This window comes from Pedobacter frigiditerrae, assembly GCF_004331645.1.
GTDB classification, from domain to species: domain Bacteria; phylum Bacteroidota; class Bacteroidia; order Sphingobacteriales; family Sphingobacteriaceae; genus Pedobacter; species Pedobacter frigiditerrae.
Window position 1 is genome coordinate 100,868 of record NZ_SJSK01000008.1, and the last position, 14,415, is coordinate 115,282.

Annotated in this window: 16 protein-coding genes; 13 read left to right on the forward strand and 3 right to left on the reverse strand. The window is 34.0% G+C overall.

Going from position 1 to position 14,415, the window contains the following annotated elements; translation table 11 throughout:
• The first annotated feature begins 41 nt into the window (after window positions 1-41).
• The 9 genes from bcp to EZ428_RS22495 all read left to right on the forward strand — a co-directional run bounded on the left by bcp (window position 42) and on the right by EZ428_RS22495 (window position 7,860).
• Window positions 42-503, forward strand: a complete 462-nt coding sequence (bcp, locus tag EZ428_RS22455; RefSeq protein WP_131555597.1) for a thioredoxin-dependent thiol peroxidase — start codon at window positions 42-44, stop codon at window positions 501-503.
• Window positions 504-728: 225 nt separating this feature from the next.
• Window positions 729-1,574, forward strand: a complete 846-nt coding sequence (locus tag EZ428_RS22460; protein ID WP_131555598.1) for a transketolase — start codon at window positions 729-731, stop codon at window positions 1,572-1,574.
• A 79-nt stretch (window positions 1,575-1,653) separates the two neighbouring features.
• Window positions 1,654-2,610, forward strand: a complete 957-nt coding sequence (locus EZ428_RS22465) for a transketolase family protein (protein WP_131555599.1) — start codon at window positions 1,654-1,656, stop codon at window positions 2,608-2,610.
• 106 nt (window positions 2,611-2,716) lie between these two features.
• Entirely contained in the window at window positions 2,717-3,268 is a 552-nt protein-coding gene (locus EZ428_RS22470) for an RNA polymerase sigma factor (RefSeq protein WP_131555600.1), read from the forward strand.
• A 40-nt stretch (window positions 3,269-3,308) separates the two neighbouring features.
• Window positions 3,309-3,935, forward strand: coding sequence for a hypothetical protein (locus tag EZ428_RS22475; RefSeq protein ID WP_131555601.1), 627 nt, complete (start codon window positions 3,309-3,311; stop codon window positions 3,933-3,935).
• Window positions 3,936-3,982: 47 nt separating this feature from the next.
• Window positions 3,983-4,441, forward strand: coding sequence for a hypothetical protein (locus tag EZ428_RS22480; RefSeq protein ID WP_225871127.1), 459 nt, complete (start codon window positions 3,983-3,985; stop codon window positions 4,439-4,441).
• Between the two features lie 110 nt (window positions 4,442-4,551).
• Entirely contained in the window at window positions 4,552-5,742 is a 1,191-nt protein-coding gene (locus tag EZ428_RS22485; RefSeq protein WP_131555602.1) for an aspartate aminotransferase family protein, read from the forward strand.
• 73 nt (window positions 5,743-5,815) lie between these two features.
• Window positions 5,816-6,493 carry a response regulator transcription factor gene (locus EZ428_RS22490; RefSeq protein WP_131555603.1) on the forward strand — a complete coding sequence of 226 codons (678 nt, stop codon included), beginning with the start codon at window positions 5,816-5,818 and terminating at the stop codon, window positions 6,491-6,493.
• Window positions 6,494-6,540: 47 nt separating this feature from the next.
• Window positions 6,541-7,860, forward strand: a complete 1,320-nt coding sequence (locus EZ428_RS22495; protein WP_131555604.1) for a sensor histidine kinase — start codon at window positions 6,541-6,543, stop codon at window positions 7,858-7,860.
• A 445-nt stretch (window positions 7,861-8,305) separates the two neighbouring features.
• On the opposite strand, the gene EZ428_RS22500 is transcribed toward EZ428_RS22495, so the two are convergent.
• Window positions 8,306-9,223, reverse strand: coding sequence for a DUF58 domain-containing protein (locus EZ428_RS22500; RefSeq protein WP_131555605.1), 918 nt, complete (start codon window positions 9,221-9,223; stop codon window positions 8,306-8,308).
• Window positions 9,224-9,606: 383 nt separating this feature from the next.
• Here EZ428_RS22500 and EZ428_RS22505 point away from each other — a divergent pair, with 383 nt between their 5' ends.
• From EZ428_RS22505 to EZ428_RS22520, 4 genes are all read left to right on the forward strand, one after another.
• Entirely contained in the window at window positions 9,607-10,065 is a 459-nt protein-coding gene (locus EZ428_RS22505) for a DUF4262 domain-containing protein (RefSeq protein ID WP_131555606.1), read from the forward strand.
• Between the two features lie 171 nt (window positions 10,066-10,236).
• The gene (locus EZ428_RS22510; RefSeq protein WP_131555607.1) at window positions 10,237-10,689 is read left to right on the forward strand and encodes a hypothetical protein; all 453 of its coding nucleotides are present in this window, start codon (window positions 10,237-10,239) and stop codon (window positions 10,687-10,689) included.
• Between the two features lie 96 nt (window positions 10,690-10,785).
• Entirely contained in the window at window positions 10,786-11,232 is a 447-nt protein-coding gene (locus tag EZ428_RS22515) for a VOC family protein (RefSeq protein ID WP_131555608.1), read from the forward strand.
• 150 nt (window positions 11,233-11,382) lie between these two features.
• Window positions 11,383-12,177, forward strand: a complete 795-nt coding sequence (locus tag EZ428_RS22520; protein WP_131555609.1) for a DUF3667 domain-containing protein — start codon at window positions 11,383-11,385, stop codon at window positions 12,175-12,177.
• Window positions 12,178-12,503: 326 nt separating this feature from the next.
• On the opposite strand, the gene EZ428_RS22525 is transcribed toward EZ428_RS22520, so the two are convergent.
• Both EZ428_RS22525 and trxA read right to left on the reverse strand, forming a co-directional pair.
• Window positions 12,504-13,712, reverse strand: a complete 1,209-nt coding sequence (locus EZ428_RS22525) for a PQQ-dependent sugar dehydrogenase (RefSeq protein WP_131555610.1) — start codon at window positions 13,710-13,712, stop codon at window positions 12,504-12,506.
• 250 nt (window positions 13,713-13,962) lie between these two features.
• Entirely contained in the window at window positions 13,963-14,280 is a 318-nt protein-coding gene (trxA, locus tag EZ428_RS22530) for a thioredoxin (protein ID WP_131555611.1), read from the reverse strand.
• Window positions 14,281-14,415 lie beyond the last annotated feature (135 nt).

Here is a 14,415-nt window from a genome sequence, read left to right on the forward strand (position 1 = left end):
ATTATTCTTTAACCAATTGTACATTTTAAACGATTAACCAAATGGACACACTTAAACAAGGCGATAAAGCCCCAGCATTTACTTCAAAAGACCAAGATGGAAAAACTGTTTCCTTAAGTCAATTTATAGGTCAAAAAGTGGTATTGTATTTTTATCCGAAGGATGACACACCAGGTTGCACCACTGAAGCTTGTGATTTCCGCGACAATTACCAAGGCTTAAAAGCTAAGGGAATTGAAGTTTTAGGTGTAAGCATAGATGATGAAAAATCTCATCAAAAATTTATCAATAAGCATAGTTTGCCTTTTACACTTTTAGCAGATACAGACAAAACAATAGTTGAAGCTTATGGTGTTTGGGGAGAGAAAAACATGTACGGCAAAAAATATATGGGAACCCATCGTACAACTTTTATAATAGATGAAGCTGGGAACATTGCACACATTATAAGCAAGGTAGATTCAAAAAAACCAACAGAACAGGTTTTAGATTTGCTTAAATAAGCTCTGTTTAGTCCATAGGCTAAAAAATATTGCAATTGTGCGAAAATTAAAACAATTATACCTGTAGAAATTAACAACTGTGATATAAAAAAACAATCAAAGTAGAAATACCTTAAATTTTTATAATTACCTTGCCCTTAATTTAATAACCATACTAAAATGATCAATTCAAGCGAATAATGTCTGCTTGAATAAATCATTACCTTAAAAACAATTAACAAATCAATGAAACATTCAATTAGTGAACTAGAAGATATTGCTTCACAAGTAAGAAGAGATTGTTTAAGAATGGTTCACGCCGTTCAATCTGGACATCCAGGAGCATCTTTAGGCTGTGCAGATTTTTTTACAGCCTTATATTTTGAAGTATTAAACCACAATCCTAAATTTTCTATGGAAGGTGTTGGAGAGGATTTATTTTTCCTTTCAAACGGACACATTTCTCCAGTTTGGTATAGCGTTTTAGCAAGATCTGGTTATTTTGAAGTGAGTGAATTAGCTACTTTCAGAAAATTAGATTCAAGATTACAAGGTCACCCGACTACACATGAGGGTTTACCTGGTGTTCGTATTGCATCTGGTTCATTAGGTCAAGGTTTATCAGTTGCCATCGGTGCTGCCTTAGCTAAAAAAATTGATGGTGACAAAGGATTAGTGTATGCCTTAATGGGTGATGGCGAGTTACAAGAAGGCCAAAACTGGGAAGCATTAATGTTTGCGCCATTTCATAAAGTGGATAATTTAATTGCTAGTGTTGATTACAACGGACAACAAATTGATGGTCCGACAGAAAAGGTGTTATCATTAGAAAACCTTCAAGCTAAATTTGAAGCTTTTGGATGGCACGTAATTACTTCTGATGGTAATGACATGGCCGAAATAACCAAGGCATTACATTATGCTAAATCATTAACTGGAAAAGGGAAACCTATCTTGAACTTAATGAGTACACAAATGGGCTATGGTGTTGACTTTATGGTGGGCACACACAAATGGCATGGTTCTGCACCAAGTGATGCACAATTAGAAACAGCATTAGGTCAACTTAAAGAAACAGCTGGGGATTATTAATTTTACGTATAGCGTAGTGAGATATGCGTAATGAGATTAAATCGCAATACGCAATACGCTTTACTCAATACTATTCAAAATGAAAAAATATACATATACAGAAAAGAAAGATACACGTTCGGGTTTTGGAGCTGGATTACATGAAGCAGGTAAACGCAATGAAAATGTTGTTGCCCTTTGTGCAGATTTAGTTGGCTCTTTAAAAATGGATGCTTTCATTAAAGATTTTCCAGAAAGATTTGTGCAAGTTGGTATTGCAGAAGCTAACATGATGGGCATTGCTGCAGGTTTAACCATTAATGGAAAAATTCCATTCACGGGTACTTTTGCAAACTTTTCTACTGGTCGTGTTTATGACCAAATTCGTCAATCAATAGCTTATTCTAATAAAAATGTTAAAATTTGTGCTTCGCATGCTGGTTTAACTTTAGGAGAAGATGGTGCAACTCACCAAATTTTAGAAGATATAGGTTTGATGAAAATGTTGCCAGGAATGGTTGTTATTAATCCTTGCGATTATAACCAAACCAAAGCGGCTACTTTAGCTATCATGGAATATGAAGGTCCAGTTTATTTGCGTTTTGGTCGTCCAGTAATTCCTGTGTTTACACCAGAAGATCAAAAATTTGAGATTGGTAAAGCTTGGATGGTTAATGAAGGAACAGATGTTACCATCATTGCAACTGGCCACATGGTCTGGAGAGCAATTGAGGCTGGCGAAAAATTAGCTGAGCTAGGAATTGATGCCGAAATTATAAATATCCACACCATTAAACCTTTAGACGAAGAAGCTATTCTAAAGTCTGTTAAGAAAACTGGCTGTGTGGTTACTTGTGAAGAACACAATAAGTTTGGCGGACTAGGCGAAAGTGTTGCTCGTTTATTAACAACAACATATCTTGCACCACAAGAATTTGTTGCAGTAAATGATAGCTTTGGCGAAAGTGCTACACCAGATCAGTTAATGACCAAATACAAATTGGACCCATCTGATATTGTTGCTGCAGCGCAAAAAGTAATGAAAAGAAAAGTTTAATGATAAATTAAACCGCAAAGAACGCAAAGTTTTTCGCAAAGAACACGAAGTATAATTCTTAGTGTTCTTTGCGATATCTTATTTACTTTGCGTTAAAAGAACATACATGAAACAAGTTGAAGACGCAGAAATATTGCAAAAGTTTGGTGTTCAAAAAACACAAAACGAAGCCTTCAACTTGCTTTTAAATAAATATCAACAAAAAATTTATTGGCATATTCGTCGTTTGGTTATAGACCATGATGATGCTGATGATTTAGTTCAGGAAACCTTTGTTAAGGTCTGGAAAAATCTCGCTAATTTCCGTAGCGACTCCCAACTTTACACTTGGATTTATAGAATTGCCACCAATGAATCCATCACCTTCCTGAATAAGAAAAAATTAAAGAACAATGTTTCTTTAGATGATGTTAGTGGAGAATTAGCAGAAAGCTTAACTGCTGCATCTTATTTTGATGGGGATAAAATTCAAAAGAAATTACAAGAAGCCATTTTAACTTTACCTGAAAAACAACGAATTATTTTTAATATGAAATATTTCGATGACATGAAGTATGATGAAATTTCTGCTGTTTTGGGCACAACGGTGGGTGCTTTAAAGGCATCTTTTCATATTGCAGTAAAAAAAATTGAAAGTATTTTAATAAATGAAGATTAAGTATTAAACCTTTTACAATAAAAACTATCAATAGTACGTGATGAATATACAAGATGAAAATATGGAATGGGAAAAGGAAGCACCACAATTAGCGAGCTTACCTAGAACTACGCCATACAGTGTGCCGGATAATTATTTTAACGAACTGCAAAACCGCATTAATCAATCTGTTTTTGTTGATGGCTTAATGCAAAAGGAAAATCAAGGTTTTAATGTTCCCCAAAACTATTTCGAGGATTTAGCTAATCAAATTGAAAGTAGAATTGCTTCAGCGCAAATCAAATCTTTAGTTAAAACCGATGGGTTTAAAACTCCTGCTAATTACTTTGAAACTTTACAAGCTGATATTTTAAGCAAAACATCTGGCACTACTCAGGAAACTAAATTTGTACGTTTATGGGGATCAGATTTGATGAAATATGCTTCAGCTGCTTGTTTATTTATGGTAATTGGTTCTGGTCTATATTTTACTCAACAAAGTAAAGTTACTCAAACTGCTTCATTAGAACTGGCAAAAGAGCAAGCTTTATATGACATTGATGAAAGCACAATTTTAGAACACATACAAGAAAGCCAAGCAGCAACTGTTACAACTGTGTCAGATACAGAAATGGAAAACTATATTTTAGATAATTTCTCTTCAACTGATTTATCTAATAATTTATAAGATTAAACAAGCTGTGATAGCTCGAAAATTTTAAAACAATTTATATAATGATGAAAAACCTATTTATTGCACTATTGTTCATCGTTTTGCCAGGATTGGCTTTTGCACAAGGACCAAGAATGGATGATGAAAAGTGGGAAGCGAAAAAAGTTGCTTGGTTAACTACAAAGCTTGACCTTACACCAAATGAGGCTAAAGTATTTTGGCCAATTTATAACGACTATAATAAGGAGCAATCTACCTTAAGAAAGGAACGTTTCCAGAAAATGATAAGCTTTAGGAAAATTAAGGAGATAGACGATCTTTCTGATACTGAGATACAAGCCTTAATTACCAATGATTTTGATTTTAAGCAAAGAGATTTAAATATTGAGAAAAAATATTATAACAAGTTTAAAAGCAGCTTATCTATTAAAATTGTAGGTAAGTTTTACAGAGCTCAAGAAGCATTTAAAAAAGAAATTTTGAATCAATACCGAGGCGGAGGCCCTGGAAAGAATAACTAAATAATAATTAATTTTTTTTTGAAGTCCTGTGTGTTAGACCATACAGGACTTTTTTATTTTCATCCTATCTTTCTAAAAGGATAAGGTTTAAAAATGAGTAATTTTGCCTTATGCAAACACAACGCCAATTATTTCTAAAACATAACGCACAAACATCTACTACCCCACTTTTACTTGAATTTGTAAAGGCTAAAGGAATTTATATGTATGATGTTGATGGAAAAAAATACATGGATTTAATTGCTGGTATTGGTGTTAGTAATGTAGGTCATTGTCATCCCACAGTTGTGGAAGCAGTTAAAAAACAAGCAGAAACTTATATGCATTTAATGGTGTATGGCGAGTTTGTTCAAAGTCCACAGGTAAACTTTGCGAAAGCATTGGCATCGATTTTACCACAAAATTTAGACTGCACTTATTTTGTAAACTCAGGTACCGAAGCGGTTGAAGGCGCCATGAAACTGGCTAAAAGATATACCAACAGAACTGAATTAATAGCTTGTAAAAACAGTTACCACGGCAGTACGCAAGGCTCGTTAACCTTAATGGGGAATGAAGAATTTAAGCAAGCCTATCGCCCTTTATTACCCGATGTTAAATTTATAGATTTTAACTCTTTAGCAGATTTAGGTAAGATTACCCATAAAACCGCAGCAGTATTTATTGAAACGGTACAAGGTGAGGCAGGCATAAGAATCCCAGATGCAGCTTATTTAATCGCCCTGCGTAAAAAATGTAACGAAACAGGCACACTATTAATATTTGATGAAATACAGTGTGGCTTTGGCAGAACTGGAAAAATGTTCGGTTTTGAGCATTTTAATGTAATTCCTGATGTTTTATTGCTAGCTAAAGGTATTGGAGGGGGAATGCCGATTGGTGCCTTCATCAGTTCTTCACAAATAATGTCGGTATTTACAGACAATCCAATACTTGGTCATATTACAACCTTTGGCGGTCACCCTGTAAGCTGTGCAGCAGGCTTGGCTACTTTACAAACCATAATTAATGAAGATTTAGTAAAGGATGTAGAAGTAAAGGGAGAACTTTTTAAATCGTTATTGAAACACCCAGCAATTAAAGAAGTACGTGGTAAAGGATTAATGTTGGCAGCTGAATTTGAGAGTTATGACATACTTAAAAAGATAATAGATGGCTGTATTGAAGATGGAATTATTACCGATTGGTTTTTACATTGCAGTAACTCAATGCGTATAGCGCCTCCTTTAATTATAACTGAAGATGAGATTAGAGCAGCTTGTGCTGTTATATTGAAAAATGTAAATCGAGTTTTAGGTTAAAAGTCAGGGTGATTTAATAACATAATTGCACATAATGAACCAGTGATACTAATGAACTGTTGAACGGAAAAAAATGAATGTACTTATAGTTGAAGATGAAAAAAGTCTTGCCTTAGAAATGGATGAATTTTTAAGTCGTGAGGGATATATTGTAGAACATGCCTGGAAAAAATCCTCAGCTGAGGAGAAAATTTTTGTGAACAATTACGATTTCATTCTATTGGATTTAGGTTTGCCAGATGGCGATGGCTTTGAAGTGCTCAAACAATTAAAAAACTTAAAAGACCGAGAAGATGCGGTTATCATCTTAACAGCCAGAAGTGAAGTTGATGATAGAATTAAAGGCTTAGATGGTGGTGCTGATGATTATTTAGCAAAACCATTCTCCTTGAATGAGTTATTGGCACGTATGCACGCCATAACTAGACGCAAGCATAAGTTAGAAAAGAATGAAGTTAAAATACATGACTTTACCTTAGACATTCAAAACCGCACTGTTTCTTATGATAACGAAAGATTGCCCTTAACTAAAAAAGAGTTTGAGATTTTCAATTATTTGGTATTGAATAAAAACAGGGTAGTTTCTAGAATGAGCTTAACTGAACATGTTTGGGGTGATATCTTAGAAGTCAATTCAGATTCAAACTTTGTTGATGTGCACGTAAAAAACCTTCGTAAAAAACTAACGCAATGCAGTAAAACCGATTGGTTTGAAACTGTAAGGAGCATAGGATATCGAATTAACTATTAGGAAGTCCGAAAGTCCGTAAAGTCAGGAAGTAGATAGATATACCGCCAATGAATCTTCAAGCAAAATTTGCCCTGTATAATGCCATTACCAAAATAGCTATCATTTTGGTTTTGGGAACAATCATTTTGCTTTCTTTAGAAACCATTTCCTCTCATCATTTAGATACTCGACTTGCAAAAAAGCGATTAAAAGTTATTGAGAACTTAGATGATAAAGAAATTGACAGTCTTATTAAATCGCGGCAATCGTTTACTGATTACAATATTTTAAAAGAAGAGTTTATTGTATTAACTGCTATACCTAAAGTGGGGAAGATAGATACAACCCTAACATTTACTTCCGAAACAAGAGAAATTGAGGGCGAAATAGAAATCTATAGAATTTTGAACGACCAGTTTGAATTTAATAACAAACGTTATAAACTGGAAATCGGAGAAACAATGACTGCAATGGAATCCATTAAAACAACCATCAGATTCTATATGCTCATTGTTTTGGTTATTTCTTTACTGGTTACTTTAGTTACAGATTATGCCTTTACCAATTTTATCCTCCGTCCCTTTTATAAGATTATTGACCACAAATTAAATAAGGTAAATAATCCTACGTCTTACAATTATCAGAACATCCCAACAAACACTACAGACTTTAAGATTCTAGACAATAGCATTAATTCATTAATGCGAAAGATATCAGATTTGTTCCTTTTGGAAAAACAATTCATCGCCAATGTTTCTCACGAATTGTTAACACCTATTTCAATTTTAAGTGGTCGGCTAGAGAATATTTTAACAGCAGACAATCTTCCTATCGAACACGAGAATAAGATTTTTGCATCGCTTAAAACACTTAACCGCTTAAAGGTTATCATTAATAGTTTGTTGTTAATTTCCAAGGTAGAAAATGAGCAATACCTCAAAAAAGATAATGTTTCTATCAAATATGAGTTAGATGAAATTTATGAAGATTTGGAGGATAGAATTTTAGATAAAAAGATTGTTTACCAAAACCATATCAAGTCCGATTTTATATTTACGGGTAACCAAGCCTTAATCCACACTTTATTAGTTAACGTTATTAATAACGCTATCAAATACAATGTTGCAAATGGTTCAATCACAATCGAAGAAGAGCTAAACTCATCTAATTATACCTTGCTAATAAGCGATACAGGAATTGGAATGGAAAAAGAAAACGTAGTCAATGCTTTTAATCGTTTTGAAAGAGAAAATAGTGAGAATGAAGAAGGTTTTGGTTTAGGTTTGGCTATTGTAAACAGTATTGCCAAGTTCCATCAAATAAATATTGATATTAAATCCGAAAAGAATAGCGGGACAGTGGTTAGTATTGAGTTTCCAATTAGCTAAAATTTAAATCTATTTTTTATCGCTGATTTCAGCAGATTTCATTCGCAGATTAAGGCAGACTCTGCCTACGTTCATCAGCATCGTTTTTATCTCCGGTCGCCTGCGATTAAATCTTCAATAAATTAAACCTACCAATCCCCTATTAATTAATCTTCATAAAATCTTCATAATAGAAAGGCATCTTTGAAATAACAAAACATCAGAAGCGATTTCCGTTTTGTTATCTACAAAACTCATCAAAATAGTTTTTTAGTTTTCCGGTTACCCTTATCTGAACCCCTATGTATTGCAAAATATATAAGGGTTTTTTCTTGAAGGGTTAAGGAATTGAAATATTGGAAAGTTGTAAGGTTGAAAATTCTGGCAACAATTGAACCATTTAAAAACTGAACTCAGGATGACAAACTATCTAGGACAAATGAAACTAGTGAACCAATAAACTAGACTAGCCCATTTTCTGTCTCTTAATTAAATAAGCTTGCAGCACATTATCAAAACCTTCGTTAATATCAGCATCTACCATATCAATTTTATACTGGGCGCATTTTAGTGTTAAATTCTGACGATAAGCATTCATTTGTTCCAAGTAGGCATCTTTCACTTTAGAAGTATGTGCTTTTAAAACTGCACCGGTTTCCATATCTATAAATTCATAAGGACGATTGGCGAAATTAAAATCCACCTCTTTGCTTTTGTCTGTCACGTTAAAAATAACCACTTCGTGTTTGTTGAATTTTAAATGCTGTAAAGAAGAAAACAGCGCCGCTATTTTAGTTTCATCGTGAACAGTTTGTAGCATATCGCTAAATACAATAACCAACGAACGTTTATGAATCAGCTCTGCTATTTGATGTAATGCCAAAGCCAAATTAGTTTGGATATTCATTTTTGGCGATTGCAAAACTTGCTCTAACTGTGCAAACAAATATTTCTGATGGGTATTGGTAGATTTGGCCTGCGTGTTTAGCTTAACTTGATCGGCGAACAAACTTAAACCAAATGCATCTCGTTGTTTTTTTAGCAAATACATTAAACAAGCCGTGCTTTGAACTGCAAAAGAGAGTTTGTTGTATTTCTCATCAGGAAAATACATTGATGATGAAGAGTCGATTACAAATTGGCAGCGTAAATTAGTTTCTTCTTCGTAACGTTTACTGAATAATTTATCTGTTTTGGCAAACAACTTCCAATCTATGTTTTTTACGCTATCGCCAGTATTATACAAACGATGTTCGGCAAATTCAACAGAAAATCCGTGAAAAGGACTTTTATGCAAACCCGTAATAAAACCTTCAACCACTTGTCGGGCTAAAAGTTCTAAGTTGGTATTGAGTTGTAAGTTTTCGTATTGATTGCTTGCCATAGCGTAAAGCTAATAAATTATTGCGTTAGAAATTGTTGAGCATATCTAAAGTTTGGCAAAATTAACCACAGATAAAAAGGATAAACACAGATATTTGAAAAACAATGTATCTTCTTATCGGCAATTGCAGCCCCGCTTTGCACTGCTGCTGTAAAAAAACAGCATTCGTTGCAATCGCCTGCCTGCCGGTAGGCAGGGGTTTATTTAACAAAGTTGGTGGGTTTTGGGGTTGGGAAGTTCTTTGCAGATTTCATAAATTTAAGCTTTGACAAATAAATTTATTTATCGGATTGTAAATTTTTATATTCGTTTAGGAATGATTAAAAAAGAATATGGTTGCGCTAAGCAATGAGTTGACGATTATTTCACAGTTAATCAAGACAATGGAAGAAAACGAAGATAAAAAGGAAATATATTTTAAAAGTGTTTATGGCAATATCAAAAATATAGGCTACCACACAACCACAATAATGGAAGAAGAAAACTTCACTCCTTTTGCGTACTCAACGGGAATATTTGAAAACTTTAAAATACCTGAATTATTCATTTCAGGACTTGGACCAAATCTATCAGGTGAACTAATTAAAAACTATACTGAAAAGTTTAAATTCGAAAAAGTTCCTTTAAATAAAAGACTTGATGATTTAAGCGAAAGATTTCCAGTTTACTTAATAAACGTTAATAATAAAGACTTGACCAAATATACTCTAACATCAATTAAATTTTATGAAAGGCGTAACTATGAATATGTGCAACTTGTTTTTCCAGACTTAAATGGAAATTTCCCTAATGAAGCTAACTATGATTACGACCAAAAAATAATTGGAGAATTTAACGTCTAAATAAAGAAATAACCTTAAACAGCTCTTCAACAGATTTGGTAATGGGCTTAACGGGAAATGGTTTTGTATCTGAATGATTTGGCAGACCCTAAGAATGGGCTTGATTTAGCCCCAAACCCGCTGTTGTACCAGAACATTAAAGCCAATTTCTACACATGACATTTAACAAGAATGACAAAGCAAGAACAAATACATCGCTGGCTAATCATTGGATTTCAACAACCTGCTGACCGACTTTCGGAAATATTTTATTATGACAAAAGAGACAATGAATTTTTCTCAATACTCGTAGTAGACTATTTTATGCTTGACGAAAACTTTGATATCACTCCCGCTGTTACAACAGTTTATTCAGCAAAGACTTCGAAGATTATAGCTGAAAGAATTAAGAGAATTGAAAACGACGACTCGTCTATTTTGGCTTTGCCAAGGTTAGGTAGTATACAGAATGTAGACGATGATGAATTTATTCCTCAACGAATTGACAGTTTTTTAAACTTAAATGCTATAGATGTAGAGACAGTCAAGATTTGGGAAGTTGAAGAAGAAGGAATTATAACTATTGACCTAAAACGTGAAAGCGAACCATTGACAAAAAAAACTTGGTGGAAACTATGGAGATAAAAACTGGCAATAACAGCAGTTTGGTAATCCTATTTCGGTCGGTGAGACACCAACCGATAATAACAAACAACTCCACTTAATCATAAATTTTTAACTATGAAAAAAAATAATTTGCTTAGAATGGACAATGTCGGGATTGTGGTAGAATCTCTTGACGACACTGTTGCCTTTTTTCTTGAGCTCGGCTTAACGTTAGAAGGAAGAGCAACGATTGAAGGCGAATGGGCTGGTCGCGTAACAGGGCTTGGCAATCAATCTGTGGAAATTGCCATGATGGTTACACCAGATGGAAATAGCCGATTGGAACTATCTAGATTTATTAATCCGAAAGTGATAGCGGACCATCGCAATGCTCCAGTAAATGCTTTAGGTTATTTACGTGTGATGTTTGCGGTTACTGATATAGATGACACACTCGATAGGCTTTACAAACATGGCGCACAACTTGTTGAAGAAGTGGTTAACTACCAAAATATTTATAGGCTTTGTTACATTCGTGGACCTGAAGGAATTTTAATCGGAATTGCTGAGCAACTTAAATAGTTAAATCTTTCTTTTGTCTATATTGGTTAATGTCTCCACCTACCGAAGCTTTCTCATGGAGAGTATGAGACGATAGAACAAAATTTGAATCTATTATTTAAAGATTTAAATTGCGGTACTTTATGAAAAAGTAAATTAAACAGTCTCTCAATGGAAAACATTTGTCAAAATTGCACCCTAACAATTCAAGAAAACTTTTGTAGCAATTGCGGTCAGAAGAAATTTAAAAGAATTGATAGAAAATATATTTGGGATGAGGTTCAGTATTCACTCATCCATACTAACAAAGGCTTTCTCTATTCTGCAAAAAAGATAATTAAAAACCCAGGCAAAACAGCTCGAGAGTTTATATACGGAAATAGAGTAAACCACTACAAACCAATTCTACTTGTATTTTTATTAAGTGGTATCTCTGCCTTTATATCTTTTAAAGTTATTGGTTTTGATAAAATAATAAAGAGCTATTATGCAAGTCAGCATTTAAACTCAAAGTTCATGAATGATATGCTATCATTTATTGCAAGCTACAATTCTTTCATGATGCTGATTCTAGTTCCAATTTTTGCACTTTTTACTAAGATTGCACTACGTAAATGGGGACAGAACTATTACGAGCACATTATCATGAATGCATATCTGCTCTCTTTTTACACTTTATTAAGTATTATCATTCTTTCGCCAATTTTATATTTACTTAGAAATAATGTAAATGCAGCAATGCTCATTTCTAATTCACTCATCTTATTAGGCCCCGTTCTTCAGGTTTGGTTTTACAAAGGATTTTACCCTGAAAAATCCCTAAAGAGCATTATTGTTAAAGTTTTATTGATCATTGGGTTAATTATTTTAGCCTATGTTACATTAATCATGTTGGTATCGATTTTAGCTATTGTATTAGCGATGTTTATGGGGCCAGAGTTTTTAAAATACTTTAAACCGCAGTAGACTGTAACTCACATTTAACCAAACCTTTAATTATTTAAATCGTAGGGCTACAATCTATAGAATGGATTTTTCAAAGCTTAGTAAATCTTTTCTAGTTCCTTGCACTGTCTTTTATTAAATAAACCTGATATAAGCGGAAATACTTTTTTGAAAACCTATAAGGTTTCTAAAACCTTATAGGTTTGATATAAAAAGATTGCAGCGTTTAGCGGGGCTTTCGGAATCAATTGGCACTGCACCTTCTTTTCAAATCAAAAAAATATCGGTTAGTGACTAACCAACCGATAGGTCTTCGACAAGCTCAGACTGACAACCTTGTTTAAAATCTATTTCTTAGCAATTCTGTATAGTTTACCGCCATCTGTTACTGCATATAATGCGCCATCTTTACCGGTAACTAAATCACGGAAACGCTCGCCTTCATCTGCAAGTAGCCTTTCCTCTCCCACTACTTTATTAGCTTTTAGAACTAATCTGATGATATGAGAACCACTTAAAGCGGCTACAAATAAATTGCCTTTCCATTCGGTTAGGTTACCAGTATAAAAAGTTATGCTACCTGGAGAAATAACTGGGTTCCAATAATAAGTAGGTTGCTCGTAACCATCTTTTTGCTGAATGCCATCTCCTATTTTAGCCCCACTATATTCTACGCCATAAGTTATGATTGGCCAGCCATAGTTTTTACCTGGTTTAATTAAGTTAAGTTCATCTCCACCTTTTGGACCAAACTCAGCTTCCCATAGTTCGCCAGTTTGTGGATCAATTGCTAAACCATCTGGATTGCGATGACCTAAGGAATATATTTCTGGCTGTGCGCCTGCTTTATTAGCGAAAGGCCCTCCTGCAACAGCTTTACCATCTGGAGTTAAATGGAGAATTTTACCCAACGAAGAGTTTAAATATTGTGCTTGCACTCTAATCTCTTTATCAGAACGTTCTCCTGTACTTACAAATAGGTTTCCATTTTTATCAAATACTATTCTTGAACCATATTGAAGTCGGCCAGTATGAGCTGGAGTTGCCCGATAAATAACTGTTTGATTTTCTATGGCAGTTTCATTAGTTGATAACTTTCCTTTAGCTATAGCTAACAATATGCCTTTGCTTTGTGGTTCTGAATACGCCCAATAGACCATTCTGCTTTTTGCAAAGTCTGGCGCAAGGGTTACATCTAATAATCCACCTTGTCCAGAGTCATCTACTTTTGGAAGTGCGGTGATAGTTTTAGATAGGGTTCCGTTTGTAGATAGAATGACCATTGTACCACCTTTTTGAGTGATAAAGAACCTACCATCTGGCATTACAGAAATAGCCCATGGCCTATCTAATTTCTGATTGATTACTGTAGATGCATAAGGAGTTGTGGTTTTAATTCCTTTAATTCGAGTTTGACCAGGAAAGGCAGGTTTGTAATCTGCGGTTGGTTTACCAGTTTCTACAGGATTTTGAGCAGAAACATTTGTTTCATTTACACAACTCAACAAAAAACTTGCTGCAAGTAGATTTAATAGTTGAAGATTAAAAGCTTTCATATTTTGGGATTATTTAACAGGTTAGACATTTTAGTTTTAGGTTCCTGAAGACACAAACCTTGGCTCAACTCTTTGGTTCTTATTTCCACGAACCAACATAACTATAAAAGTTAAGCTGTTTATTAAAAGAACAAAAAAATAAGGATAATAAAAAATCCGAACTCAATAATGAATTCGGATTATATAATTTATAGTTAGAGATGAATAGACTTCGATTTACCTTAAACCTTCTGCCTCTCATCCTTCAACCTTATAATTGTTTATCTAACTTACCAGCTAATACTGATTTTGGAACAGCACCAACTTGCTTATCTACAACTTCACCATTTTTAAAGAACAATAAAGCTGGAATATTGCGGATACCAAATTGAGTTGAAATTTGTGGGTTATTGTCAACGTTTACTTTTCCTACCAACGCTTTTCCTTCGTATTCTTTTCCAATCTCATCAACAATAGGACCTACCATGCGACATGGGCCACACCATTCTGCCCAAAAATCTACCAATACTGGTTTATCTGATTTTAATACAAGCTCCTCGAAGTTTGCATCTGTTATTTCTAAAGCCATAACTTTTTATTTTAATTTATATACAAATATATTATCAATTGTAATGCCATCAATAGCTTGCTGTCAATTTGACATTGCCGTGCTAAAAGCTGAAAGCAGAAAGATAAAAGCGCTTTCCCTTTGTTCTTTATACTT